Here is a 25,583-nt window from a genome sequence, read left to right on the forward strand (position 1 = left end):
GGCGCAACCAGACCGCTATACTGGACCGTTCTTGACTGCTTCTTTTTCGGACATGTTGTCCGACTTCCAGCACCATAAAGGCTATAAGATTTCATGCGACTTGATAAGTTTATCGCTCAGCAACTCGGCGTAAGCCGCGCTATTGCCGGGCGTGAAATTCGCGCCAGCCGCGTTACCGTGGATGGCGATATTGTGAAAGAGAGCGCTTTCAAACTCCAGCCAGAACATGAGGTGGAGTACGACGGCAACACGCTGACCCAGCAGAATGGCCCGCGCTATTTCATGCTCAACAAGCCGGAAGGGTACGTGTGCTCGACGGATGACCCGGATCACCCGACGGTGCTCTATTTCCTGGATGAACCTGTCGCGCACAAGCTGCATGCGGCGGGGCGTCTGGACATTGATACCACCGGTCTGGTGCTGATGACCGACGACGGCCAGTGGTCGCACCGCATTACGTCTCCGCGTCATCACTGCGAAAAAACCTATCTGGTTACGCTCGAATCACCGGTGTCTGACGATACCGCCGAGCAGTTTACCAAAGGCGTGCAGCTGCATAATGAAAAAGATCTGACCAAACCCGCGCTGCTGGACGTGCTCACCCCGACCGAAGTGCGTCTGACCATCAGCGAAGGCCGTTACCATCAGGTGAAGCGTATGTTCGCCGCCGTCGGCAACCGTGTGGTTGGGCTGCACCGCGAACGCATTGGTGAAATCGCCCTCGATCCCGAGCTTGAACCCGGTGAATACCGCCCGTTGACGGAAGAAGAGATTGCCAGCGTTGGCATGCCTTCCCGCTAATTTCAGGAGCACACTGTGACCACCAGGCCACACTCGTCAATTAGCATCGTATTTATTCTTGGCCTGCTGGCCATGCTGATGCCGCTGTCGATCGATATGTACCTGCCCGCGCTGCCGGTGATTTCCGCGCAGTTTGGCGTTCCGGCAGGCAGCGCGCAAATGACGCTCAGTACCTATATCCTCGGTTTCGCCGTCGGGCAGTTATTGTACGGCCCGATGGCAGACAGCATTGGCCGCAAGCCGGTGATCCTCGGGGGAACGCTGGTGTTTGCAGGGGCGGCGGTGGCCTGTGCGCTGGCGCAGACCATCGATCATCTGATTATCATGCGATTCTTCCACGGCCTGGCGGCTGCGGCGGCGAGCGTGGTGATTAACGCCCTGATGCGCGATATCTATCCGAAAGAAGAGTTCTCGCGCATGATGTCCTTCGTCATGCTGGTCACTACCATCGCGCCACTGCTGGCGCCGATGATCGGTGGCGCGGTGCTGGTGTGGTTTAGCTGGCACGCCATCTTCTGGATCCTGGCGATCGCAGCGCTGCTGGCATCGGCGATGATCTTCTTCTTTATTGACGAAACCTTGCCGGTGGAACGTCGGCAGAAGTTTCATATTCGCACCACCATCGGCAACTTCGCCTCACTGTTCCGCCATAAACGTGTGCTGAGCTATATGCTGGCGAGCGGTTTCAGCTTTGCGGGGATGTTCTCATTCCTGAGCGCCGGGCCGTTTGTTTACATCGAGATCAATCACGTTTCGCCGCAGCATTTTGGCTATTACTTCGCCCTGAACATCGTGTTCCTGTTTGTGATGACCATCATTAACAGCCGCTTTGTTCGTCGGGCAGGGGCGCTGAATATGTTCCGCGCCGGGCTGTGGATCCAGTTTGTGATGGCTGTCTGGATGGTGCTCAGCGCCTTCTTTGGCGTCGGTTTCTGGGCGCTGGTGGTCGGCGTGGCGGCGTTTGTTGGCTGCGTGTCAATGGTGTCATCCAATGCGATGGCCGTTATCCTTGATGAGTTTCCGCATATGGCGGGGACGGCCTCATCGCTGGCGGGAACCTTCCGCTTCGGGATTGGTGCGATTGTCGGGGCACTGCTCTCCATGGCGACGTTTAATACCGCCTGGCCGATGATTTGGTCAATCGCGTTTTGCGCGACCTGCTCCATTCTCTTCTATCTCTACGCCAGTCGGCCGCGAAAAACGGCAAGCTGATAACAGAAAAGGGGCCAATGCGGCCCCTTTTTTTGATACGCGTCAACCAAACCTGCGTTTGTTTACCCCTTGTTTGTTTCTTTTATGTAAAATCTATTTATGTAAAAAGTCACATCGTTGTAGTTAAAAAGGTTGAGTTAGATCGCAGAAACGGGTACATATACCGCCAAAGCGAGCCTGTAACTCACTAAATAATGCCCTGAAAAATGAGACGCTAAAGCCCGTAACATACGGCTGTGAACGGTTTTTCAGGAAAATAACGGCAGGTTAGCAACGATGTGTTACTATAAATGTAAATAAATTGTGAAGGCTTTTTTGGCTTCCGGGGAAAGAACGTGAATACATTACAACTCTCCATAGTCCATCGCTTGCCCCAGAGCTATCGCTGGTCGGCGGGTTTTGCAGGTTCGAAAGTTGAACCGATTCCGCAAAGTGGAAAAGAGGGCGATAACTGTCTGGTGGCGCTGAAATTGCTCAGCCCGGATGATGAAAACGCATGGCCGGTGATGGAGCGTTTGAGCCAGGCACTGACCGATATCGAAGTCGTCAGCTCCGTGCTGGAGTGTGAAGGCGAACCCTGCCTCTTTGTGAACAGCCAGGATGAATTTGCGGCGACCTGCCGCCTGAAAAACTTTGGCGTCGCGATCGCCGAGCCGTTCTCCGGCCAGCATCCTTTCTGAGCGTCAGCGCAGCGCTAACAGCTGACGCGTGTAGTCATGCGTCGGCGCGGCAAACACGCGCTGACAATCCCCTTGCTCGACCACCTCTCCCTGTCGCAGCACTATCACCTGATGGCATAACGCCCGCACCACCTGCAGATCGTGGCTGATAAAAATATAGGCCAGGCGATGCTTTTCCTGGAGCCCCTTCAATAGCGCCAGAATCTGCGCCTGCACGGTGCGGTCCAGGGACGAGGTCGGCTCATCCAGAATAATCAGCTCGGGTTTCAGGATCAGGGCCCTGGAGATGGCGATGCGCTGGCGTTGACCACCGGAAAAAGCCGCCGGGTAGCGATAGCGCGTTTCCGGATCCAGCCCCACCTCCTGCATCACCCGAATCACTTCCTCTTCCCGCTGACGGGCGCTCAGCGCAGGCTGATGAACGCGCAACCCCTCCTCGATGATTTGCAGTACGTTCAGCCGCGGATTGAGAGACGAGTTCGGGTCCTGAAACACCACCTGCATCCGTGGGCGAACGGGCAACATCTGGCGACGATTCCAGTTGTGCAACGGTTTGCCGTCGAACAGAATCGTCCCCTGAGAATTAATCAGGCGTAACAGCGCCAGACCGGTAGTGCTTTTCCCCGAACCCGATTCCCCCACCAGCCCCAGCGTTTCGCCTGGGCGTAGAGAAAAGCTGACGTTCTTCAGCACCGTATTTTCCGCCACCACGCGGCGGAAAATGCCTTTACGCACCGGGAACGCGACGGCCAGGTTTTCGACGTTCAGCAGCGGTTTGCTGCCCGCGGTCAGCGGGACGGGATCGCCCGACGGCTCGCTGTCGAGCAAACGCTGGGTGTAAGGGTGCTGCGGCGCGTGGAACAGGGCGGTCGCCGTGTTCTGCTCCACACAGCGACCGTTTTGCATCACCGCCACGTTATCCGCGAGTTTCTTCACGATGCTGAGGTTATGAGTGATAAACAGCAGGCTCATATTCAGCTCTTCGCGCAGCTCGCGCAAAAGCTGCAGGATTTGCGCCTGCACGGTGACATCCAGCGCGGTCGTCGGCTCATCGGCAATCAGCAGCTCCGGGCGCGTCAGCAGCGCCATCGCAATCATCACACGCTGGCGCTCACCGCCCGACAGCTGATGCGGGAAATCGGTCAGGCGTCTGGCGGCGTTGCGGATCCCGGTACGCTCAAGGCAATCCAGAATCTCGCCGCGTGCGGCCTCTTTGCGCATTCCCCGGTGCAGGGAAAGCACCTCGTAGAGCTGTTTTTCCAGAGTATGCAGCGGGTTAAGGGAGACCATCGGCTCCTGGAAAATCATCGCGATTTTGTTCCCGCGCACGCCGCGCAGGGTGTGTTCATCGGCGTGAAGCAGTGATTGGTTGTGAAACAGAATATCGCCTTGCGGATAGACCACCGGCGGGGAGGGGAGCAGGCGCAGTATCGACAGCGCCGAGACGCTTTTGCCAGAGCCGGATTCGCCCACCAGCGCCAGCGTCTCTCCCGCCTGGATTTGCAGGGATAAATCGCTCACCACTTCGCGCGTTTCTCCTTGCTGAGTGAACGCGATGGAGAGATTTTCGATGCTAAGCAGAGGCTGCGTCATCTTATACCGCCTTATTAGGATCAAAGGCATCGCGGACCGCTTCGCCAATAAAAATCAGTAACGAGAGCAGTATGGCCACCGACAGAAACGCCGTAATGCCCAGCCAGGGCGCCTGAAGATTGTTTTTCCCCTGCAGCAACAGCTCGCCCAGTGACGGTGAGCCAAGCGGCAAGCCGAAACCGAGAAAATCAAGAGAGGTGAGGGTGGTTATCGAACTGCACAGAATAAAGGGCAGGAAGGTCAGGGTCGCGACCACCGCGTTGGGCAGCATGTGGCGGAAAATGATGCTGCGATCGCTCACCCCCAGCGCCTGCGCCGCACGAATGTAATCAAAGTTTCGGGTGCGCAAAAACTCGGCGCGCACCACACCCACCAGCGCCATCCAGCCAAACAGCACAGTGATACCGAGCAGCCACCAGAAGTTGGGCTGTAACACGCTCGAGAGCAAGATAATCAAAAACAGCGTCGGCATGCCCGACCAGACCTCGATAAAACGCTGGCCCCACAGATCGATTTTACCGCCGTAATAACCCTGTACCGCGCCCGCGACAACTCCCATTACGCTCGAAAACAGCGTCAGCATCAGGCCGAAGAGAATGGATATCCGCGTGCCGTAGAGGATGCGTGCCAGCACATCGCCGCCGTTGGCATCCGTCCCCAGCCAGTTTTGCGCGGAGGGCGCAGAAGGGAAGGGGGTTGAGGTGGAGAAGTTGATACTGTTCGCGCCAAAGCGAATGGGCGCCCACAGCACCCAGCCGTGGTTGTCGAGCTGATCGCGCAGCCACGGGTCCTGATAGTCAGCCGGTGTGGCAAAGGGCCCGCCAAAATCACTTTCGCTGTAGTTGGTGAGTACCGGCATGTACCAGCGATCGTTGAAATGCACCAGCAGCGGTTTGTCGTTGGCAATCAGCTCTGAACAGAGGCTCAGGATAAACAGGACGGCGAAGATCCACAGCGACCAGTAGCCGCGACGATTGTGGCGAAAACGTGCCCAGCGGGCCTGGTTGACGGGGCTTAAATGCGGCATCAGCGGCCCTCAAAATCAATGCGAGGATCGACCAGCGTATAGCTGATATCGCTGACAATATTCAGCAGCAGGCCAATCAGGGTGAAAATGTAGAGTGTGCCAAACATCACGGGATAGTCGCGCGACACGGTGGCTTCATAGCCGAGCAGGCCGAGGCCATTGAGGGAGAACATCACCTCAATCAGCAGCGAGCCGGTGAAAAACATGCTGATAAAAGTGGCCGGAAAACCGGCGATGACCAGCAGCATGGCGTTGCGGAACACGTGTTTCCACATGATCTGTTTTTCGCTCACCCCTTTAGCCCGCGCGGTTACCACGTACTGTTTGCGGATCTCATCCAGAAAGGCGTTTTTGGTCAGCATCGTCAGGGCGGCAAATCCGCCAATCACCGTCGCCAGCACCGGCAGGGTGATATGCCAGAGATAATCGGTGATTTTCTGATACCAGGGCAGCGAGCTGAAATCAGCTGACACCAGCCCACGCAGGGGGAAGAGGTCGAAATAGCTGCCGCCGGCGAAAAAGACAATCAACAGCACGGCAAACAGAAACGCCGGGATCGCGTACCCGATAATGATGAAGGTGCTGCTCCAGATATCGAAACGGCTGCCGTTGTGCACCGCTTTGCGGATCCCAAGCGGAATCGACACCAGGTAGATAATCAGCGTCCCCCACAATCCGAGGGTGATCGACACCGGCAGGCTGTCTTTGATGAGCTGAATTACCGAGGCGCTGCGGAACAGGCTGTCGCCGAAATCGAAGCGGATGTAGTCCCAGAGCATTTTGAAATAGCGCTCGTGAATGGGTTTGTCGAAACCGTAGCGGTGGGTGATCTCAGCGATCACCTCAGGATCTAATCCGCGTCCCCCGCGATAACTGCTTTCACTGATATTTCCGGTGCCGGTTTGTGCGTGGCTGGCGCGCAGGCCTTCGCCTCCGCCGCCCGGTAGGCCGCTGCTGTTGCCAAACTCAATGGCGGCAATGGCCTGATCGACCGGGCCGCCGGGCGCAATCTGCACAATGAAAAAGTTAATGGTGATAATCGCCCACAGGGTGGGGATTATCAGCAGTAAACGGCGAATCAGGTAAGCACCCATCTGTATTCCTTAACGCCGTTCAGCGGGCAGTTTGGCGGCTTTATTGACGTCATACCACCAGTTATCTAGCCCCAGTGAATAGATCGGGCGAATGGATGGCTGAGAGAATTTGTCCCAGTAGGCCAGTCGATCTTCTCCCATAAACCACATCGGCAGCATGTAGTAGTTCCAGGTCAGGACGCGATCGAGCGCACGGCCCAGAGGGACCAGCTTCGTCTTATCGCCCTGCGCGGCAATGATTTGGTTTATCAGGTTGTCGATGACCGGGCTTTTAACGCCCGGCGCGTTGTAGGTCGAGTTGATGTATTCCGACGCCCACGAGATGCGCAGATTGGTGTTGGGCCACGGCTGTGCCTGCCAGACGCGCGGCATCATGTCGTAATCGCGGTTGCGCATTCGGTTGGTGATTTGCGCGTTATCGACCTGTCGAATCTCCACGGTGACGCCCAAACGCTCCAGATTGTGCTGGAACGGCAGTACCCACTGATTATTACCGGCGGAGGAGAGCAGCAGCTCAAAGCTGAGGGGTTTACCGGTCTGCGTATTCACCCGTTTCTGGTTTTTAAGCACCCAGCCCGCGTCGTCGAGCAGTTTGCTGGCTTTAAGCAAGTTGTCACGGTCGTAGCCATCTCCTTTTGAGGTTGGTGGCTCAAAGATACTAGTGAAAACTTCCGGCGGCACTTCAGCTTTCAGCGGCGCAAGCAGGGTCAGCTCGGCGGCATCGGGATACTGGCGGGCTGCGTATTCCGTATTCTGGAAATAGCTGTTGGTGCGGCTGTAAGCCCCGTAAAACAGCGCCTTGTTCATCCATTCAAAGTCAAACGCCAGCGTGATGGCCTGACGCACGCGCCGGTCGGCAAAGACCGGACGCTGAATATTAAATGCCAGCCAGCGTGTATCTTGCGCAGATTCATTTTTTTGCTCGTCTTTGACGATGAAATGGTTAGAAAAATTCTTGCCTATATAGCGCGTCGCCCAGTTTTTCGGGCTGACTTCTGCACGCAGGTCAAATGCCCCGGCCTTGAAGGCTTCGAAGGCGACATTGTCGTCCAGATAGTAGTCGTAGCGAATCGTATCGAAATTCCAGCGCCCCCGATTGACCGGCAAATTAGCCGCCCAGTAGTCTTTGACGCGGGAATAGACCAGATATTGCCCCATCTTCCAGTGGGTGATGCGGTAAGGGCCACCCGCCAGCGGAGGCGTGGCGATCGGGTCGCTCAGCTTATGATTTTTCCAGAACGATTCAGGCATTACCGGGAGTGAGAAAAGACTCAGCATGCTCTCTTTACCCGGCTCTGCCAGCTCGATGCGCACGGTCAGCGGGGCGATGGCTTTGACGGTCGCCCCCTTGAATACCAGGCGGAACTGCGGCACCCCTTCGGTCATAAACTTGTGAAAGGTGAAGGCCACATCGCTGGCTTTTACCGGGGAACCGTCGTGAAAACGGGCGCGCGGGTTGAGGGTGACTTCCGCCCAGGAAAAATCATCCGCGTAGCGCGCGGAATCGGCGATCAGTGGGTAGTAACTGCCTGGCTCATCATCTGAAGTGACAAACAGCGTGTCATACAGGGCATCGGTGCGTTCGGCAGCGACACCGCGCAGGGCGAAACGGTTAAAGTTATCAAACGTCCCGAGGGCGGAGAGGGTGAGGGTTCCGCCTTTGGGAGCCGCAGGATTGACGTAATCGAAGTGGGTAAAGTTCGCTTCATACTTCGGCTCGCCGAGCACGGCGAACGCGTAGCTCTCTTTAATACTCTGTGCCTGGCAGGTCACGCTGAATAACGCCATTAACAGCAAAACAAAGCGCATAGTCATTGGCAGCGTATCCCTCTTTTATTCTGGCTCACCCATAGTGAGGCGTCTGGTGTAGCTGAATCATAAGTGACGAAACGGTCATTGTGAAATTATTCACTGTCCTTGACGAAATCGGGCTGCCATTTCAGGAATTGTGCCAGCGGCATTGGGCGGCTGATCCAGTAACCCTGAAGGTAGTTTACCCCATGCTGGCGCAGCCAGGCGGCCTGCTCCGGCGTTTCGACACCTTCAGCAACGGTGACCATGTTCAGCCGTCGGGCGAGCGTCAGCACGGCATCCAGCACCGGAGACGTGACCGTTTCCGTACCAATGGCGTTCACAAAACCGCGATCGATTTTCAGGTAATCCATCGTGAACCGCTCCAGATAAATCAGCGCGCTGTGGCCGGTACCAAAATCATCTATCGCGATTTCAAAGCCTTCATGATGCAACCATTCGAATAACGGGGCCGCTTCGAGCTGATTAATCATGTCGCGTTCGGTAATTTCCAGAACCACCTGGAAGTGGTCTGGCGGCAGCGACGCCGCGAAGTTGCGCATGTCATCTTTAAAACTGTCCGAATGCAGATGGCCCGGCGCGATGTTAATGCCCAGCTTGGCGCCCGGCGGCAACACGGTTTGCAGCAGCGCCGCGTCGCGGATGATCAGATCGAACAGATGCAGCGTCAGCGGGACAATCAGCCTTTGCGCTTCAGCGAAATTGATAAAGGCATCCGGCGGGATTTCACCCATCGTCGGATGTTTCCAGCGCATCAGCACTTCGCAGCCCTGCATTTTCAGCTCTTTTGTATCTACAACCGGCTGATACACCACATAGAACTGACCGTGCTTGATGGCTGAAAGGATCTCTTTCCCGGGATGCAAACGGATGGTGAGAATATAAAAAGAGAGGGTTCCCGCCGCAATACCGCATATCAGGCCGAAGAGCAGGGCGAACAGAATTTCATAGGGCGTCCACTTCTGCGCATACACCTTGATGGTGAGCGGAACCGTTTTCAGCATAGCGGTGCGGATAGCGGTTTCATGCATATCCTGGACGTTCAGCAGATGGTTCGAGAAGGTGGATAACGCTTTATTGCCAATCATCACCGCAATACCGGCAAACTCATCCTGACGTGAGGTATAGAGCAGATAGGGCGTTAAATTGATGTTGATTGACGTAAATACCCCGTCGCCTTTGACCAGCGGGTTTTGATACCAGATGGCGATAGCGGGCTTGTCTGGCAGCATTGGCGTGCCGGGCAGCAGCGCCATATCAACGGATTTGGAGGTATCCAGATCGGGTATCAGCTCCTTCATCGTGACACGCATTGGCCCGGTGGCGGAAGAACAAAATGCGGTGTTATCGCGGACCAGTAAAAATGCGCGCACGTTAACGCTAAAGGCGGCGCGGGACGTTAGCTCCGCACTCACATCCTGGCAACTGCTCAGCGTGAAGGGTTGGAGGGTATCAATCGAGGTTTTCAGCTCAGAGAAGTAGCTCTCCATGTAGACCCGAAGGTCAACGATCAGGGTATCGAATTTCGCTTCCCGCTTATGATAGCTCAGAAAAAACTGCAACATTCCGCAGAGTAGGGCAACGATAATGCCCGCGAGGATGCTGCCTGTCAGAACTTTGCGGCTGGTGGAAAAGAAACGAGTGAGCATAAACGTCATTGTTCCTGGATCGTCGTGATTCCGGCAGGACGACTAATCTTACGTATTTACAAGACTATAGCCTGGTTTTTTGCAACCAGTCATCTGTGAAGGCAGAGCGCACGGGGTTAAACAGGCAAAAAAAAACACTGCCGAAGCAGTGCTTATTTTTTATTGTGTTGCCAGCCAAGGGATAACCAACAACACAACAGATTAACTGCGACTCAGTACACGGCGCGCTTCGTTGTAGCGCTTCTTCCAGTAGGGTTCATTCATGCTGGAAATCGTGACACCGCTGCTGGTGGAGGCATGAACAAACTGGTCGTTGCCGATGTAGATACCCACGTGTCGGCCTGTAGAACCTGCACGGAACAGAACCAAATCACCGGTACGCAATTTTGTACGCGAGATGGATTTACCCATTTCCTGCTGTTCGTAAGTCGAACGAGGCAGATCTAAACCAAACTGCTCGCGGAATGTACGCTGTACAAAACCGGAACAATCGATACCTTTTTTGGTGCTGCCGCCAAGACGATAGCGCACGCCTTTCCAGTCAGCATACTGGTCCATAATGCGGGACTTCACGTCCAGATTACGTACCATGTTCTCAAATTCATCCTGAGAGGCTTGCAGTGACGAGGCATCTTCCATGCCCACAACACGCGTCTCAGGATGCATATTCTTCGCGGTGTTTGTCGAACTACATGCAGACAGCAGTACCGCAACTGCTATTGCCGGGATTCCCCGCAAGATATATCTCAAAATCGGTTGAGATTTGACCATTTTGATTATTTTCCCTTGAAGTCCTTAACGATAAATATCGTTATAAAAATGCCAAACGTGACGAGACTAAATACCTGCGCACAATGAGACAATTCTTTATGGTCAAATCTGTGCTCTAACGCACAAACTTATTCACCCTGAGAATAATTATCTCTGTGAGGCAAAACGAGTTCGAGATTACCCGATCGCCTTAGTCAATGCGAGCAAAAATATCCGATTTTTTATAAGAAATTGTGATAGAGAAAGTGATTAACCGGGATTGCTTAAAATAGCGCCAGTTTAGGTTAAAACTCACGCAACGCATTCATTTAGCTGATGAATGATATTACGAGAAGATGACAAAATAGGGCGGCGGCGGCGGGAAAAACATCAGGGATCGAAAATGATCCCTGATGGATGATGTTAATTTAGGTTGGTTATTTGTTTTCTGTTTGTTGCATTTTGCCCGGAAGATAGCGATCAAATAGCGCAATCAGACGGTCGCTGAGTGGTGTCATTAAGACCCACGGTACACCAATCAGCACAGCAGAAAGTGAACCGACGACAATATCCGTTAGCCAGTGAGCGCCGATCATTACGCGCGGGAAGGCAAAAACCACAACAATAATCAGGGCAACCGCAAAGGCTTTTTTACCAAAATAGCGCAGCATGAAAGAGGCAAAAATAAGCAGCATCATTCCGTGATCGCCAGGGAAACTGTCTTTCGATGCGTCTTTGGTCGAGATATTCAGTAATTCACTCACCCGATGAATATTTGGGAAGAAGAGTGAAGGGCTGGAGCGCTTGACCGGCATCAGACCTTGCGCCAGCTGGTTAATCACCACGGCGGTGAGCAGCATCACCAGGCCAATCAGGATGATTCGGCGGCGTCCTGTCGCATCTTCTTTCAGCCAGAATGAGAGCATTAAGCAGCCCATCGCCAGCAGAGAACAGCCATCGAAGGCGCGATTGTTGGTGATTGCCACCAGCCACAGGATCACCTTGCTCTTCACCAGCTGTTCATTGAAGAAGTGGAAAATACCGGAATCCACCGGGAACCAGAAACCATGGTTCACTGGCAGATACCAGGATAAGAAGAGCGCCAGACCGGCGGCGTTAAGCAGTAATATCAGGGGGATTTTTTTAATCATCGTCATATGCATAGCAGTTAAGTCCCGGCAACGTTAGTGGCTCGAACTTAAACGAAGCTTCAACAAGCTGGCCTGAAGTGCGTTCCAGTCCGTATTAACCGCACTAATTAACTCTATTCGACTGTCGGGCGGGGCGACATTTTGCGTTTCAATGAAAAAATCGGCGCCCTGACGGTTAATGCGCACCAGCCCGTCCGGTGTACGCATCACGCCTTTCACGCGATCCACCGGCGCGAGGCGCGCCCATTCCAGAATGCCAATGGTGTCAAAGCAGGTATCGGCATCAAAAATCCAGCCACAGGCCTGATAACCTTGCCCGCTGTTGAGGCTGCGACGCCAGCGCTGATGTTCCGGCAGGCTCAGGGCTGCCAGCCCTTTTTGCGCCACACGCGCGTGTGAGTGCGCGGCACTGGCAGGCAGTTCGGTCAAATTCCGACGCGGCAGGTCGAGCAGGGCATTATCAATTTTCCCCTGAGTGGCCAGCACGAACTGGCGATCGTGACCAAAATTCTGCCACCAGAAGTCAAAGGCGTCACGGCTCTCCTGTGATGCGCGATCCTCTTTATTCGCCACAATGACATCGGCAGCAGCCAACTGGTCGCGGAAGTTTTCATTGCGTACTACTTTCTCGTCCAGTAGCTGGCGTGGGTCGAGGATACACAGCGTCGCACGCAGATCGATCCAGGGCTCATACACCGGAGCGGTAAGCAGATCGAGAATTTGCTTGGGATGGCCTAAACCGGTCGGCTCAATGATCAAGCGGTCTGGTTTCCCCTGACGCAGCAGGGTGTTGAGACCGACCTGCATCGGCAAGCCGTTGACGCAGCACATGCATCCACCGGGGATCTCTTTGACCAGCGCGCCAGAGTCAGCCAGCAGTGCGCCGTCAATCCCAATCTCGCCGAATTCGTTAACCAGTATGGCCCATTTCTCCGCCGGATCTTTGTTAGCCAGCAGATGAAGGATTGAGGTGGTTTTACCGCTGCCGAGAAAGCCGGTTACCAGGTTAGTTTTGGTCACGTGAACTCCAGGAGATAATCATCATGCACGAACAATGAATATTATCCTGGCGAAAAAAGAGAGTATTGGGAAGGGCAGGAGCGAACGGAGTGTCCCCCGTCCGCTTTAAGCGCATGAACGGTTAAATCATCACGGCGTCAATCACAGCCTGGCGCGCCTCGTGCTGAGCAATACGTTGATACGCCTGACGAATGGCCTCGACGAACTGCGGATGCTGGGGCAGATCGGTGCCAAAAATTTCACCCAGCGTCAGCAGGGCGTTGACGCGCTCCTCTTCGCTACTGGTTTCTACGAGTGCACGAATTTTATCGCTGAGAGGATCGCGAATATCAATGGCGTTGCCGTTGTCATCCACACCGCTGACGTAGCGCATCCAGCCCGCGATCCCCAGCGCCAGCAGCGGCCAGGCGCTCTCACGTGCTAAATGAACGCGTACGCCCTCAAGCATACGTTGAGGCAATTTCTGGCTGCCATCCATCGCGATCTGCCAGGTGCGATGCTGCAGGGCAGGGTTGGCAAAGCGGTCGATCAGGCTGTCGGCATAACCCGTCAGGTCAACGTCAGTAATCCGCAGAGTGGGTGCCTGTTCATCCAGCATCAGGCGGCGCGCGGCTTCGCGGAACGCGTCGTCCTCCATGCACTCATTAATGTGAGCATAACCGGCAAGATAGCCGAGATACGCCAGGAAGGAGTGGCTGCCGTTAAGCATACGTAGCTTCATCTGTTCCCAGGGTAAAACGTCCTGCACCATCTGCACGCCCGCCAGCTCCCACTCCGGACGACCGGCAACGAAGTTATCTTCCACCACCCACTGGATAAACGGCTCGCAGCTGATGGCGCAAGGGTCTTCCACGCCGAGTTCCTGGGTGATTTCGGCGAGCGATGCCTCGGTGGCGGCAGGAACAATGCGGTCAACCATGGTACCGGGGAAACTGACGTGCTCAGCAATCCAGGCGGCAAGCTCTGGCGAGCGTTTCTCCGCCATTCCCAGCACCGCGTTTTTCACGACATGACCGTTGTCCGGAATATTGTCGCAGGAGAGCACGGTAAAGGGTGCCAGCCCGCGCGCGTGGCGACGGTATAAGGCTTCGACCAGAATTCCCGGCGCCGAGTGCGGCTCAGACGGATTTTCCAGATCGTGAACGATGCGCGCATTCTGCGTATCCAGTCGGCCCGTCGCCGGATCGATGCAATAGCCTTTTTCGGTGATGGTGAGCGACACAATCGCCACCTGCGGCTCACAGAACTTTTCAATAATGGCTGCCAGCGAATCGAGTTTGGCATTGAGGCACTCATGCACCGCCCCGACGATAATCGGCTGATTACCTTCAGCCCCTTTCTCCAGCACCGTAAACAGATGATCCTGGGCGCGCAGCTGGCTCATCAGCGTATCGCCGCTGAACAGGCTAATCTCACAGATCCCCCAGTCGCCCCCTTTGGCGTTAAGCACGCGGTTTGTTAACAACGCCTGATGCGCGCGATGGAAGGCACCAAAACCGAAATGAACGATGCGGGAGCGCAGCTGCTGACGATCGAACTGCGGCAGTTGCACATGAGAAGGGAGCGCGGTGGAGGCAATTGTCTTCATGAAATACACACCTGATTAACCATTAATTAACAATGGCAGTGTAAAGTTATATGACAGCAAATTGAATTGGTAAGCCGTAAATATCCAGATTCTGTGAGTTCGATCAATCAATGCTGCCGCCTGTATTGACCGTCTGAAACAAACATGTATGGTAGTCGTCATTGCAACAATCATATTGGTATAACAACTTTAGAGGGTGAGGCAATGGAACAAACCTGGCGTTGGTACGGGCCGAATGATCCGGTTTCTCTTGATGATGTGCGTCAGGCTGGCGCAACGGGTGTTGTCACGGCACTGCACCATATTCCGAACGGTCAGGTCTGGCCGCTGGAAGAGATTAAAAAACGCCAGGCTGTGCTGGCGGAAAAAGGGCTGACCTGGTCAGTCGTTGAAAGTATCCCGGTGCACGAAGACATCAAAACCCATTCCGGCGAGTTTGACACCTGGATTGCCAACTATCAGCAAAGCATCCGCAATCTGGCGGCCTGCGGTATTGATACCGTGTGCTACAACTTTATGCCTATTCTGGACTGGACGCGTACCGACCTTGAGTACCAGATGCCAGACGGCTCTAAAGCCCTGCGTTTCGACCAGATTGCTTTTGCCGCTTTTGAGCTGCACATCCTCAAGCGTCCGGGCGCCGACGCGGACTATTCCGCCGAAGAGCAGCAGCAGGCGCTGAAATGGTTTAACGAGGCGACGGAAGCGGATATTGAGAAGCTGACCCGCAATATCATTGCCGGCCTGCCGGGTGCGGAAGAGGGTTACACGCTGGATCAGTTCCGCGCACGTCTGGCGGAATACGGCGACATCGACAAAAATCAGCTGCGCGAAAACATGGCCTACTTCCTGCGCGCGATTGTGCCGGTGGCGGAAGCCTGCGGTTTACGCCTGGCGGTTCATCCGGACGATCCACCGCGCCCAATCCTCGGCCTGCCGCGCATCGTCTCGACCATTGAAGATATGCAATGGCTGAAAGAGACCGTCGACAGCATTAACAATGGTTTCACCATGTGCACCGGTTCTTACGGCGTACGCGCGGATAACGATCTGGTACGCATGATTGAAACCTTCGGCGACCGCATTCACTTCACTCACTTACGCGCGACCTGTCGCGAAGATAACCCGAAAACCTTCCACGAAGCGGCGCATCTCGGCGGTGACGTGAATATGGTGGCGGTGGTTGATGCGATTCTGGGTGAAGAGCAGCGTCGTAAGAAAGCGGGTGATTTGCGTCCGATTCCGTTCCGTCCAGACCACGGACATCAGATGCTGGACGATCTGCGTAAGAAAACCAACCCAGGTTATTCGGCGATTGGTCGCCTGAAAGGCATGGCGGAAGTGCGCGGCGTGGAGCTGGCGCTGAAGATGACGAAGTACCCAGAACTGTTGTAACTGGTGTTAATGCCCGGCGGCGCTACGCTGAACGGGCCTACAAAAAAACCGGCGAATTCGCCGGTTTTTTTATGCGTTTTTTATGTGAGCCGGATAAGACGAAGCCGCCATCCGGCAAAACACTATTAGTCAGCACGACCCATATAACGTTTTTCTTCGATATGGATGCGGATCTTCTCGCCAGCAGACAGATATTCCGGAACCTGTACTACCAGACCCGTAGTCAGCGTCGCAGGTTTGTTACGTGCGCTGGCAGAGGCCCCTTTAATGCCCGGTGACGTTTCCACGATTTCGAGATCCACGGTCTGCGGCAGTTCGAGTGCCAGCAGCTGGCCATCCCAGGTCAGAACCTGCATATCCGGCATACCGCCTTCAGGAATAAACTGCAGCTCGTCTTCAATCTGGTCTTTGGTAAAGATATACGGCGTGTAGTCTTCTTTATCCATGAACACGTATTCGTTGCCGTCAATGTAGGAGAAATCAACGAAACGGCGGGTCAGGGTCACGGTATCAACGATATCGTCGCCTTTGAAACGCTCTTCGACTTTCAGACCGGTACGCACATCGGCAAAGCGCATTTTGTACAGTGTGGCTGCGCCACGGGCGCTTGGGGACTGAACATCGATATCTTTTACAATCAGCAGTTTGCTGTTGTAGTTCAGTACCATACCTTTCTTAATTTCGTTCGCTCTTGGCATTGCAATAATCCTGTCTACTGGGAGGTAAAAAATATCGCGCCAAATTACTCGCGCGCAGCCTTTCAGGCAAGCGGAATTAGTGGCTTTTGCTATCAATACACAAAAGGTGTTACTGTGCGCGCCACGCCCGACCATACGGGCATTCGCCACTGACAGAGAGGGTTTATGGATTGTCGTCCAGACTGTGGCGCGTGCTGCACCGCGCCGTCCATCTCAAGCCCGATCCCAGGCATGCCAGAGGGCAAGCCTGCCAACACCCGCTGCGTTCAGCTTTCTGACACCAATCTGTGCAATATTTTTGGCTCGCCGCTGCGCCCGAAAGTCTGCGGTGCGCTTCAGCCGTTACAAGAGATGTGCGGCAGCACGCGCGAGCAGGCGATGATCTATTTGATTGAGCTGGAAGCGCTCACCGCGCCCTAGACATCTTTAATTCGCGTCAGGCAGCCGGTGGTAATGATGCACATCACCAGCGCAATCCAGAACACCGTGTGATAACTCCAGATTTCCGCCACAACCCCTGCCAGCGAGCCCGCAATGATCCAGCCCACGCGGGTGGTATTAGTATAAAGTGTCGTCGCTGCCCCTGCCTGGCCAGGCATTAAATCCTGGAAGTAGAGCATGCCAATCCCCGCAAGAATGCCAATATAGATGGCGTTCAGCAGCTGCAACGCCAGCAGCAACGCCGGGGTGTGCACTGTCAGCATTCCGATGTAAAACAGCAAACCGGCCACGGCCGCAATCCGCATCAAAAAACGCTTTCCGAAACGCTTCGCGTAATAACCGGCGATCAGCATTGTCGGGATTTCCAGGCCTGCCGCTGTACCCATCATGATGCCTGCCAGTTTTTCAGGCAGATGCAGCTCATCAATAATAAACAGCGGCATATTGATGATATAGAGGCTGTTGGTGCCCCACATCAGCGTGCAGACAATAAACAGAAGAAGGGCGTCGCGGCGGTTGCGACGCGGCGCTTCCAGCGTGCCGGTCGACAGTTTTGGCTCTTTGCGCATGGTGGGCAGGAAAAACCAGACCATGATCCCGCACACGACAAACGCCACGGCGGCGCTCAGATACATCACCGTAAAACCAAAGCCCATCGCCAGCGCGTAAGCCAGCGGCGGGCCGATTACCCACGCCAGCGACACCTGGGCGCGCAGTATCGAGCTGAACATTACCGCTTCGCGCCCCGTGTGATCCGCGTGTTCCCGTGCAAGGGCAAACATCTGCGGGTTCGCGGTGGAACCAAAGCTACTCAAGAACACGCCGACAAACAGCAGGATAAAATAGTTGCGGTTCCAGGCGAACAGCACGCAGGCAAACACGCCGAGCAGGCAGCAGAAAACAATCAGGCTTTTGCGATCGCCTTTTCGGTCGGAGCGGCCTGCCAGAAACTGGCTGACGAGAATGCCGATAATGGCACTGCCGGTAAAGAAGAAGCCAACCATCGCCGGACGGGCATGGACTTCGTTGGTCAGGAACAGGCTCAGCGTTGGCGTCTGTAACGCGCCGGCGATACCGGTGAGAAAGGCAACAATCAAAAACGCCGATGACGTCAAATCAAAGGGTTTTGGTGAGGCGGCAGCGGGGGAGTTGTGCATGGTTCGCTATCGGTAATGTGAAGAGTCGCGGAGTTTACGCCGCTTGTCAGAAAATAAACAGGTGGTGCGGTCAAATTCCCCACGAAAAATCAAAATGGCATTTCAAAATCTTTGTGGCTGAAGTGTGCTGAAGCTGAAGGATGTACGTGACTGTCACGTCAGCAAATGTGGGAGAAATGTGCTGCACTTCTAAATTCTGAAACAGGAAACACGACTTTACTTGCAAGGTTGAACATTAAGCGTAAGACTTCTTGAAACGTTTCAGCGCTATCTTGTTTTAACTGACGGAGCAGGTTAGCGCATTTTTTCTCATTAAGGCTGAAACGATTCAATTCAGCGAGAGAGGAGAACTATGTTCCAGTTATCAGTGCAAAATATTCATCCGGGCGAACAGGCCGGTAATAAAGAAGAGGCCATTCGCAAGATTGCCGCTGCCCTCGTGCAGGCAGGCAACGTGGCGGACGGCTATGTAGCCGGCATGCTGGCGCGCGAACAGCAAACTTCCACCTTCCTCGGCAATGGCATTGCCATTCCGCACGGTACAACGGATACCCGCGACCAGGTGCTGAAAACCGGCGTTCAGGTTTATCAGTTCCCGCAGGGGATTTTGTGGGGCGAAGGGCAGGTGGCTTACGTTGCCATCGGGATTGCCGCCAGCAGTGATGAGCATCTGGGCCTGCTGCGTCAGCTGACGCACGTGCTGAGCGATGACTCCGTGGCTGAACAGCTGCAATCTGCCACCACCGCAGAAGAGCTGCGTGCGCTGCTGATGGGTGAAAAACAGAGCGACGCGCTGAAGCTGGATAACGACACGCTGACGCTGGACGTGGTGGCCACCGATCTGGTGACTCTGCAGGCGCTGAACGCCGGTCGTCTGAAAGAGGCAGGTGCAGTTGACACCGCCTTCGTTGCCCGCGTGATTAATGATAAGCCGCTGAACCTGGGTCAGGGCGTCTGGCTGAACGACAGTGCGGAAGGTAACCTGCGCAGCGCGATTGCTGTAAGCCGTGCCGCGAGCGCATTTGAAACCGATGGTGAACATGCCGCGCTGCTGGTGACGGTTGCGATGGCCGATGAACAGCCGGTTGCCGTGCTGAAGCGCCTGAGCGATCTGCTGCTGAGCAATAAAGCTGAACATTTGCTGAAAGCGGATGCCGCCACGTTGCTGGCGCTGCTGACCAGTGATGACGCACTGACCGACGACCTGCTGAGCGCTGAGTTTGTGGTGCGTAACGAACATGGCCTGCACGCCCGTCCTGGCACTCTGCTGGTCAACACCATTAAGCAATTCGAAAGTGATATTACCGTGACCAACCTCGATGGGTCCGGCAAACCCGCCAATGGCCGCAGCCTGATGAAAGTCGTCGCGCTGGGTGTGAAAAAAGGCCACCGCCTGCGCTTTACCGCTCAGGGTGCGGATGCTGAACAGGCGCTGAAAGCGATTGGCGAAGCCATCGCGGCAGGTCTGGGGGAGGGCGCATAATGAGCAGACGTGTCGCCACTATTACGCTGAACCCGGCTTACGATCTCGTCGGTTTTTGCCCTGAAATTGAACGCGGTGAGGTCAACCTCGTGCGCACCACCGGCCTGCACGCAGCCGGTAAAGGCATCAACGTTGCGAAAGTGCTGAAAGACTTAGGCATTGACGTGACCGTGGGCGGTTTCCTTGGGAAAGACAACCAGGACGGTTTTCAGCAGCTGTTCAGCGAGCTGGGCATCGCCAACCGTTTCCAGGTCGTTCAGGGCCGTACCCGTATTAACGTCAAGCTGACGGAAAAAGACGGTGAAGTTACCGATCTGAACTTCTCCGGTTTTGAAGTCACCGGCGCGGACTGGGAGCGTTTCGTGAATGACTCCCTGAGCTGGCTGGGTCAGTTCGACATGGTCTGCGTCAGCGGCAGTCTGCCGTCAGGCGTCAGCCCGGAAGCCTTCACCGACTGGATGCTGCGTCTGCGTAGCCAGTGCCCGTGCATTATTTTCGACAGCAGCCGTGAAGCGCTGGTGGCAGGTCTGAAAGCCTCTCCGTGGCTGGTGAAACCAAATCGCCGCGAACTGGAGATCTGGGCGGGCCGTAAGCTGCCAGAATTGAAAGATGTGATTGAAGCGGCCCATGCGCTGCGTGAACAGGGTATCGCTCACGTGGTGATTTCGCTGGGTGCAGAAGGCGCGCTGTGGGTTAACGCGTCTGGCGAATGGATCGCCAAGCCACCGTCGGTGGAAGTGGTCAGCACCGTAGGTGCCGGGGATTCAATGGTGGGCGGTCTGATCTACGGCCTGCTGATGCGTGAATCCAGTGAGCATACTTTACGTCTTGCTACCGCTGTTGCCGCCCTGGCCGTGAGTCAGAGCAATGTTGGAATTACCGAACGTACCCAGTTGGCCGCGATGATGGCGCGCGTTGACTTAAAACCTTTTAACTAACAGCAGGAGAGGCATAATGAAAACGCTGCTGATCATTGATTCCGGTCTTGGACAAGCTCGCGCCTATATGGCGAAGACCTTGCTGGGCGCGGCGGCACACAAAGCGCATGTTGAACTCGTCGACAACCCAAATGACGCCGAACTGGCGATTGTTCTGGGCGATAAAGTTCCGGCTGACAGTGCGCTGAACGGCAAAAAAGTGTGGCTGGGCGATATCAATCGCGCGGTGGCACATCCCGAACTGTTCCTGAGCGAAGCGAAAGGCCACGCAACGGTTTACAGCGCACCTGTTGCTACCGCAGCAGTGGCGACGGCAACCGGCCCGAAACGCATCGTGGCGATTACTGCCTGCCCGACGGGCGTGGCGCACACCTTTATGGCGGCTGAAGCCATCGAAACCGAAGCGAAAAAACGCGGCTGGTGGGTGAAGGTCGAAACCCGTGGTTCCGTGGGCGCAGGCAATGCGATCACCCCGGAAGAGGTGGCGGAAGCGGATCTGGTCATGGTGGCGGCAGATATCGAAGTTGACCTGGCGAAATTCGCCGGTAAGCCGATGTATCGCACCTCTACCGGCCTGGCGCTGAAGAAAACGGCGCAGGAATTTGATAAAGCACTGGCTGAAGCGAAACCTTATCAGCCAACGGGCAAATCAGAGTCCTCCGCCAGCGAAGGCAAAAAAGAGTCTGCGGGCGCTTATCGTCACCTGCTGACCGGCGTGTCTTACATGCTGCCGATGGTGGTTGCGGGTGGTCTGTGTATCGCACTCTCCTTCGCTTTCGGTATCGAAGCCTTTAAAGAGCCAGGTACGCTGGCGGCGGCGTTGATGCAGATTGGTGGTGGCTCGGCGTTCGCGCTGATGGTGCCTGTTCTGGCAGGTTATATTGCGTTCTCCATCGCTGACCGTCCAGGCCTGACGCCGGGTCTTATCGGCGGTATGCTGGCTGTGAGCACTGGCTCGGGCTTTATCGGCGGTATCATCGCCGGTTTCCTGGCCGGTTACGTCGCGAAGGCCATCAGCTCGAAGCTGAAGCTGCCGCAAAGTATGGAAGCCCTGAAACCGATCCTGATAATTCCACTGATCTCCAGCCTGGTGGTTGGCCTGGGTATGATTTACCTGATTGGTAAGCCGGTAGCGGGTATCCTGGAAGGTCTGACCCACTGGCTGCAAACCATGGGGACGGCGAACGCGGTACTGCTGGGCGCAATCCTTGGCGGCATGATGTGTACTGATATGGGTGGCCCGGTCAACAAAGCGGCTTACGCCTTTGGTGTCGGCCTGCTGAGTACTCAGACGTATGCCCCGATGGCCGCTATCATGGCTGCCGGTATGGTGCCACCGCTGGCGCTGGGTCTGGCGACCATTATTGCACGCCGTAAGTTCGATAAGGCGCAGCAAGAGGGCGGTAAAGCGGCGCTGGTACTGGGACTGTGCTTCATTACCGAAGGTGCGATTCCGTTCGCAGCGCGTGATCCGATGCGTGTTCTGCCTTGCTGTATCGCAGGCGGCGCGGTAACCGGTGCGATCTCTATGGCGATTGGCGCGAAACTGATGGCGCCGCACGGGGGTCTGTTTGTTCTGCTGATTCCTGGCGCGATTACCCCGGTTCTGGGTTATCTGTTCGCGATTATCGCCGGTACGCTGGTGGCGGGTCTGTCTTACGCGGTGCTGAAACGCCCGGAAGCAGAAGTGGTTGCGAAAGTAGCGTAAATGTCTTGTCGGGTGGCGCTTCGCTTACCCGACCGACAAAGTAAAAAGCCGGGTGCTTACGCGACCCGGCTTTTTTTATGCGGCTTGTTCAGCTGTTTGCTGGGCTTTCAGCCAGGCGATCTCTTCCGCCCAGATATCCGGATTCACCGTTTCCAGCACCATTGGGATGCCGTCAAAGCGGGCGTCCTGCATGATAAAGCGGAACGCGTCGTGGCCGATATTGCCCTCACCCAGACTGTGATGGCGGTCCACGCGGCTGCCGAACGCGCTTTTGGCATCGTTCAAATGCATGCCGCGCAGATACTTAAAGCCGACAATACGTTCAAACTCCGCGAAGGTTTTCTCGCACTCTTCAAGGGTGCGCAGGTCATACCCGGCGGCAAAGGCGTGGCAGGTATCAATGCAGACGCCGACGCGGGATTTATCTTCCACACCGTCGATAATCGCCGCCAGATGCTCAAACTTGAATCCCAGATTGCTGCCCTGGCCTGCGGTGTTTTCGATTACCGCGGTGACACCGGTGGTCTGCGCCAGCGCAATATTGATGGATTCGGCGATCCGCGCCAGACACGCATCTTCCTCGATCTGCATCAGATGGCTACCTGGATGGAAGTTCAGCAGCGTCAGGCCAAGCTGTTCGCAGCGCTGAAGTTCATCCAGAAACGCTTCGCGCGATTTATCCAGCGCCTCCTGAACCGGATGGCCCAGGTTGATGAGGTAACTGTCATGCGGAAGGATCTGGCCCGGCCCGAAGTGATACTTCTCGCAGGCGGCTTTGAAATCTTCAATCACTTCAGTGGTGAGCGGCGCAGCGCGCCACTGGCGCTGATTTTTGGTGAACAGGGCGAAAGCGGTCGCCTCGATTTCGGCGGCGCGAATGGCGGCATTCGCAAGACCACCTGCTGCGCTCACGTGCGCTCCAACGTATTTCATAAGGGACTCCTGTTAACCCGAAACGCTTATGATAGCGGGTTAACAGATTTTTTACGCCCCCCAACAAGAAGATCGTAGTAGCCGCCAGACCCTCGTTGCCTGCATATCCCTTTGCTTTTGGCATAGCGACTGCCGGAGGAAATGACGCTTGTCGAGAGGCACTTAGAGTAGTCAGTGTTGAGAGGGTGAAAGGAGATAATAAAACAGTCGCTCCTACCTGCCCGCTTAGGACGGTAAAAAATGAAAACTGCCGCCTTCAAAGAAGACGGCAGTTCAACATGGTTACCCGAGCAAAACGGAGAGTGGGTTACGAGATAGTCGCAATTCAAAATTTATTTATATTCATCAAATGGATGCATTAAGCTAACGCATAATGTACCGCCAGGTTGATCGCCCCGCCGCCCACAATCAGCCAGACAAACAGTACCAGTGCCATCAGTAGCGGTTTGGCCCCGGCTTTTTTCAGCGCGCTGACGTGGGTGGTGACGCCCAGAGCGGCCATTGCCATCGCCAGCATGACGGTATCCAGAGTGATCAGCATATCGACCACCGCCTTTGGCAGCAGATGGAACGAGTTAAACACCGCCACCACAATAAACAGAACGGCGAACCAGGGAATGGTGATTTTGCTTTTCTCGCCTTTGCCTGCTGGCGAAAGTTGTTTTACGCGTGCCGCCAGAATAATCAGGAACGGGGCCAGCATCATCACGCGCAGCATTTTGGCAATCACCGCCGCATTTTCGGCATCCGGATTGATGGCATGACCGGCCGCTACAACCTGCGCCACTTCATGCATGGTCGAACCAATATAGATCCCGTAGGCCTCCGGCGTGAACCAGTGTGCCAGCAGCGGGTACATGGCAGGATAAAGGAATATCGCCAGCGTACCGAATATCACCACCGTCGCCACCGCAACGGTCACTTTACTCGACTCGGCTTTCACCACCGGTTCTGTCGCCAGCACGGCTGCGGCCCCACAAATACTGCTCCCCGCGCCAATCAGCCAGCTGGTTTGTTTGTCGAGGCCAAAGACTTTTTGCCCGATAAAGCAGGCCAGCATAAAGGTGCTGGTGAGCGTTAACACGTCGATGGCAATGCCGCTCACGCCGACGTCGGCAATCTGCGCAAAGGTGAGGCGAAAACCATAAAGAATGATACCCAGGCGCAGCAAATGCTGTTTGGCAAACAGCACACCCCCATCGCAGGCGGACCAGATTTTTGGGTAAACCGTATTCCCGACCACCATCCCCAGCAGGATCGCCAGCGTCAATGCGCTAAATCCTGCCCCGGCGACGGCCGGAATACTGCCACCCCATAATGCCACCCCGGTGATCAGTGCGCTTAGCGCAAGTCCCGGAACGTAATGCCACAGTGTTCGATGATGATGCACAGTGAGTTCAGTCATAGCCTTCTCCTTTTAATGGTTAAAAGGTTACGGCGCTCTGGCTTAAAAATAAAATTGATTATATATTTATAATTAATCTTTATAAGTGGTAAGCAGCGCGCTTACCGGGTGGAAGGCCACGATGCACATAACATTACGTCAACTGGAAGTTTTCGCCGAAGTGTTGAAAAGCGGGTCGACCACCCAGGCTTCGCAGCGGCTGGCCTTGTCTCAGTCGGCGGTCAGCGCCGCGCTGACGGATCTGGAAGGGCAGCTCGGGGTGCAGCTTTTCGACAGGGTAGGGAAGCGGCTGGTGGTGAACGAACACGGACGTCTGCTTTACCCGCGTGCGCTGGCGCTACTGGAGCAGGCTGTCGAAATTGAACAGCTGTTCCGGGAGGACAACGGGGCGATCCGAGTGTATGCCAGCAGCACCATCGGTAACTATATTCTTCCGGAAGTGATTGCCCGCTATCGCCGCGATTTCCCGGCATTGCCGCTGGAGATGAGCGTCGGCAACAGCCAGGATGTGATTAATGCGATTATTGATTTCCGCGTGGACATTGGGCTTATCGAAGGGCCGTGCCATAACGTGGATATCATTGCGGAACCCTGGCTGGAAGATGAGCTGGTGGTATTTGCCTCTCCCGCCTCTTCCTTATTACAGGGCGAGGTCACGCTGGAACGCCTGGCGCTGGCGCCGTGGATTTTACGCGAGCACGGTTCAGGCACGCGCGAAATCGTCGATTATCTTTTGCTCTCGCATCTGCCGCAGTTTCAGCTGGGCATGGAGCTGGGAAATTCCGAGGCGATTAAACACGCCGTGCGGCACGGTCTTGGGATTAGCTGTCTCTCCCGTCGCGTCATCGCCGAGCAGCTCGAAAGCGGTTCCTTGATTGAAATTCCGGTTCCACTGCCGAAGCTGGTGCGCACCCTGTGGTGTATTCATCACCGCCAAAAACACCTTTCGAATTCGTTGCAGCGGTTTTTGCGCTATTGCGAAATCTAGTCCAGGCTCTGCTTTACTTATAATTCCGGAGCCGTCATGAAGCTCTCTTATAACAGAGCA

General features: G+C 55.3%; 22 protein-coding genes. 9 read left to right on the forward strand and 13 right to left on the reverse strand.

Annotated features, from left to right (window positions below):
* Positions 1-93 precede the first annotated feature (93 nt).
* From rsuA to OVA10_RS09435, 3 genes are all read left to right on the forward strand, one after another.
* Complete coding sequence (gene rsuA / locus OVA10_RS09425) at positions 94-801, forward strand: 16S rRNA pseudouridine(516) synthase RsuA (RefSeq protein ID WP_107703210.1); 708 nt, start codon at positions 94-96, stop codon at positions 799-801.
* A 15-nt stretch (positions 802-816) separates the two neighbouring features.
* The gene (locus OVA10_RS09430; RefSeq protein ID WP_100779499.1) at positions 817-2,013 is read left to right on the forward strand and encodes a Bcr/CflA family multidrug efflux MFS transporter; all 1,197 of its coding nucleotides are present in this window, start codon (positions 817-819) and stop codon (positions 2,011-2,013) included.
* A gap of 335 nt (positions 2,014-2,348) precedes the next feature.
* Complete coding sequence (locus tag OVA10_RS09435) at positions 2,349-2,693, forward strand: YejG family protein (protein WP_100779500.1); 345 nt, start codon at positions 2,349-2,351, stop codon at positions 2,691-2,693.
* A gap of 3 nt (positions 2,694-2,696) precedes the next feature.
* Here the strand turns inward: OVA10_RS09435 and yejF are convergent, their stop codons facing one another.
* From yejF to OVA10_RS09480, 9 genes are all read right to left on the reverse strand, one after another.
* Entirely contained in the window at positions 2,697-4,286 is a 1,590-nt protein-coding gene (yejF, locus tag OVA10_RS09440) for a microcin C ABC transporter ATP-binding protein YejF (protein WP_268195824.1), read from the reverse strand.
* A gap of 1 nt (position 4,287) precedes the next feature.
* On the reverse strand, positions 4,288-5,313 hold the full coding sequence (locus OVA10_RS09445; protein WP_181826596.1) for an ABC transporter permease: 1,026 nt from the start codon (positions 5,311-5,313) through the stop codon (positions 4,288-4,290).
* Positions 5,313-6,407, reverse strand: coding sequence for a microcin C ABC transporter permease YejB (locus OVA10_RS09450; RefSeq protein ID WP_248858773.1), 1,095 nt, complete (start codon positions 6,405-6,407; stop codon positions 5,313-5,315). The genes OVA10_RS09445 and OVA10_RS09450 overlap by 1 nt, the downstream gene beginning before the upstream one ends.
* A gap of 9 nt (positions 6,408-6,416) precedes the next feature.
* Complete coding sequence (locus OVA10_RS09455) at positions 6,417-8,222, reverse strand: extracellular solute-binding protein (RefSeq protein ID WP_129036027.1); 1,806 nt, start codon at positions 8,220-8,222, stop codon at positions 6,417-6,419.
* Positions 8,223-8,311: 89 nt separating this feature from the next.
* A complete protein-coding gene (locus tag OVA10_RS09460; protein WP_142503411.1) occupies positions 8,312-9,868 on the reverse strand; it encodes a cyclic di-GMP phosphodiesterase in 1,557 nt (518 codons plus the stop codon).
* 201 nt (positions 9,869-10,069) lie between these two features.
* Positions 10,070-10,639 carry a bifunctional murein DD-endopeptidase/murein LD-carboxypeptidase gene (gene mepS, locus OVA10_RS09465; protein WP_100779505.1) on the reverse strand — a complete coding sequence of 190 codons (570 nt, stop codon included), beginning with the start codon at positions 10,637-10,639 and terminating at the stop codon, positions 10,070-10,072.
* A 416-nt stretch (positions 10,640-11,055) separates the two neighbouring features.
* Positions 11,056-11,769, reverse strand: coding sequence for a phosphatase PAP2 family protein (locus OVA10_RS09470; protein ID WP_100780846.1), 714 nt, complete (start codon positions 11,767-11,769; stop codon positions 11,056-11,058).
* Between the two features lie 33 nt (positions 11,770-11,802).
* Positions 11,803-12,789 carry a CobW family GTP-binding protein gene (locus OVA10_RS09475; protein ID WP_268195825.1) on the reverse strand — a complete coding sequence of 329 codons (987 nt, stop codon included), beginning with the start codon at positions 12,787-12,789 and terminating at the stop codon, positions 11,803-11,805.
* A 121-nt stretch (positions 12,790-12,910) separates the two neighbouring features.
* Positions 12,911-14,377 (reverse strand): mannitol dehydrogenase family protein, encoded by a 1,467-nt coding sequence (locus OVA10_RS09480; protein ID WP_268195826.1) that lies wholly within the window; start codon positions 14,375-14,377, stop codon positions 12,911-12,913.
* A 204-nt stretch (positions 14,378-14,581) separates the two neighbouring features.
* Here OVA10_RS09480 and uxuA point away from each other — a divergent pair, with 204 nt between their 5' ends.
* Positions 14,582-15,772, forward strand: a complete 1,191-nt coding sequence (gene uxuA, locus OVA10_RS09485; protein ID WP_107703217.1) for a mannonate dehydratase — start codon at positions 14,582-14,584, stop codon at positions 15,770-15,772.
* A 125-nt stretch (positions 15,773-15,897) separates the two neighbouring features.
* On the opposite strand, the gene yeiP is transcribed toward uxuA, so the two are convergent.
* Positions 15,898-16,470: an elongation factor P-like protein YeiP gene (yeiP, locus tag OVA10_RS09490; protein WP_095282688.1), complete on the reverse strand. Its 573-nt coding sequence runs from the start codon at positions 16,468-16,470 to the stop codon at positions 15,898-15,900.
* Positions 16,471-16,635: 165 nt separating this feature from the next.
* Here yeiP and OVA10_RS09495 point away from each other — a divergent pair, with 165 nt between their 5' ends.
* Positions 16,636-16,890, forward strand: a complete 255-nt coding sequence (locus OVA10_RS09495; RefSeq protein WP_123427270.1) for a YkgJ family cysteine cluster protein — start codon at positions 16,636-16,638, stop codon at positions 16,888-16,890.
* Here OVA10_RS09495 and setB read toward each other — a convergent pair.
* Positions 16,887-18,068, reverse strand: a complete 1,182-nt coding sequence (setB, locus tag OVA10_RS09500) for a sugar efflux transporter SetB (protein WP_100779510.1) — start codon at positions 18,066-18,068, stop codon at positions 16,887-16,889. The genes OVA10_RS09495 and setB overlap by 4 nt on opposite strands.
* 352 nt (positions 18,069-18,420) lie before the next feature.
* Between setB and fruB the strand changes: the two genes are divergently transcribed.
* Genes fruB through fruA form a run of 3 tightly spaced genes read left to right on the forward strand, consistent with a single transcriptional unit; the run spans position 18,421 to position 22,197 of the window.
* Complete coding sequence (gene fruB / locus OVA10_RS09505; RefSeq protein ID WP_268195827.1) at positions 18,421-19,551, forward strand: fused PTS fructose transporter subunit IIA/HPr protein; 1,131 nt, start codon at positions 18,421-18,423, stop codon at positions 19,549-19,551.
* A complete protein-coding gene (gene fruK / locus OVA10_RS09510) occupies positions 19,551-20,489 on the forward strand; it encodes a 1-phosphofructokinase (protein WP_100779512.1) in 939 nt (312 codons plus the stop codon). The genes fruB and fruK overlap by 1 nt, the downstream gene beginning before the upstream one ends.
* A gap of 16 nt (positions 20,490-20,505) precedes the next feature.
* Positions 20,506-22,197 carry a PTS fructose transporter subunit IIBC gene (gene fruA, locus OVA10_RS09515; protein WP_102104868.1) on the forward strand — a complete coding sequence of 564 codons (1,692 nt, stop codon included), beginning with the start codon at positions 20,506-20,508 and terminating at the stop codon, positions 22,195-22,197.
* A gap of 75 nt (positions 22,198-22,272) precedes the next feature.
* Here fruA and nfo read toward each other — a convergent pair whose 3' ends face one another.
* A complete protein-coding gene (gene nfo / locus OVA10_RS09520) occupies positions 22,273-23,130 on the reverse strand; it encodes a deoxyribonuclease IV (protein ID WP_181826591.1) in 858 nt (285 codons plus the stop codon).
* A gap of 358 nt (positions 23,131-23,488) precedes the next feature.
* Positions 23,489-24,535 (reverse strand): YeiH family protein, encoded by a 1,047-nt coding sequence (locus OVA10_RS09525; protein WP_102104866.1) that lies wholly within the window; start codon positions 24,533-24,535, stop codon positions 23,489-23,491.
* Positions 24,536-24,656: 121 nt separating this feature from the next.
* Between OVA10_RS09525 and yieE the strand changes: the two genes are divergently transcribed.
* Positions 24,657-25,523 (forward strand): DNA-binding transcriptional regulator YeiE, encoded by an 867-nt coding sequence (gene yieE / locus OVA10_RS09530; protein ID WP_268195828.1) that lies wholly within the window; start codon positions 24,657-24,659, stop codon positions 25,521-25,523.
* The last annotated feature ends 60 nt before the right edge of the window (positions 25,524-25,583 follow it).

The organism is Lelliottia sp. SL45, assembly GCF_026672535.1.
In the GTDB taxonomy this organism is placed as follows: domain Bacteria; phylum Pseudomonadota; class Gammaproteobacteria; order Enterobacterales; family Enterobacteriaceae; genus Enterobacter; species Enterobacter nimipressuralis.

What these genes read in the sequence shown, in the direction of transcription:
- rsuA (WP_107703210.1), top strand. Translation starts at nt 94, where the DNA reads ATGCGACTTGATAAGTTTATCGCTCAGCAACTCGGCGTAAGCCGCGCT.
- yejF (WP_268195824.1), bottom strand. Translation starts at nt 4,286, where the DNA reads ATGACGCAGCCTCTGCTTAGCATCGAAAATCTCTCCATCGCGTTCACT.
- OVA10_RS09445 (WP_181826596.1), bottom strand. Translation starts at nt 5,313, where the DNA reads ATGCCGCATTTAAGCCCCGTCAACCAGGCCCGCTGGGCACGTTTTCGC.
- OVA10_RS09450 (WP_248858773.1), bottom strand. Translation starts at nt 6,407, where the DNA reads ATGGGTGCTTACCTGATTCGCCGTTTACTGCTGATAATCCCCACCCTG.
- OVA10_RS09455 (WP_129036027.1), bottom strand. Translation starts at nt 8,222, where the DNA reads ATGACTATGCGCTTTGTTTTGCTGTTAATGGCGTTATTCAGCGTGACC.
- OVA10_RS09460 (WP_142503411.1), bottom strand. Translation starts at nt 9,868, where the DNA reads ATGCTCACTCGTTTCTTTTCCACCAGCCGCAAAGTTCTGACAGGCAGC.
- mepS (WP_100779505.1), bottom strand. Translation starts at nt 10,639, where the DNA reads ATGGTCAAATCTCAACCGATTTTGAGATATATCTTGCGGGGAATCCCG.
- OVA10_RS09470 (WP_100780846.1), bottom strand. Translation starts at nt 11,769, where the DNA reads ATGATTAAAAAAATCCCCCTGATATTACTGCTTAACGCCGCCGGTCTG.
- OVA10_RS09480 (WP_268195826.1), bottom strand. Translation starts at nt 14,377, where the DNA reads ATGAAGACAATTGCCTCCACCGCGCTCCCTTCTCATGTGCAACTGCCG.
- uxuA (WP_107703217.1), top strand. Translation starts at nt 14,582, where the DNA reads ATGGAACAAACCTGGCGTTGGTACGGGCCGAATGATCCGGTTTCTCTT.
- yeiP (WP_095282688.1), bottom strand. Translation starts at nt 16,470, where the DNA reads ATGCCAAGAGCGAACGAAATTAAGAAAGGTATGGTACTGAACTACAAC.
- OVA10_RS09495 (WP_123427270.1), top strand. Translation starts at nt 16,636, where the DNA reads ATGGATTGTCGTCCAGACTGTGGCGCGTGCTGCACCGCGCCGTCCATC.
- setB (WP_100779510.1), bottom strand. Translation starts at nt 18,068, where the DNA reads ATGCACAACTCCCCCGCTGCCGCCTCACCAAAACCCTTTGATTTGACG.
- fruB (WP_268195827.1), top strand. Translation starts at nt 18,421, where the DNA reads ATGTTCCAGTTATCAGTGCAAAATATTCATCCGGGCGAACAGGCCGGT.
- fruK (WP_100779512.1), top strand. Translation starts at nt 19,551, where the DNA reads ATGAGCAGACGTGTCGCCACTATTACGCTGAACCCGGCTTACGATCTC.
- fruA (WP_102104868.1), top strand. Translation starts at nt 20,506, where the DNA reads ATGAAAACGCTGCTGATCATTGATTCCGGTCTTGGACAAGCTCGCGCC.
- nfo (WP_181826591.1), bottom strand. Translation starts at nt 23,130, where the DNA reads ATGAAATACGTTGGAGCGCACGTGAGCGCAGCAGGTGGTCTTGCGAAT.
- OVA10_RS09525 (WP_102104866.1), bottom strand. Translation starts at nt 24,535, where the DNA reads ATGACTGAACTCACTGTGCATCATCATCGAACACTGTGGCATTACGTT.
- yieE (WP_268195828.1), top strand. Translation starts at nt 24,657, where the DNA reads ATGCACATAACATTACGTCAACTGGAAGTTTTCGCCGAAGTGTTGAAA.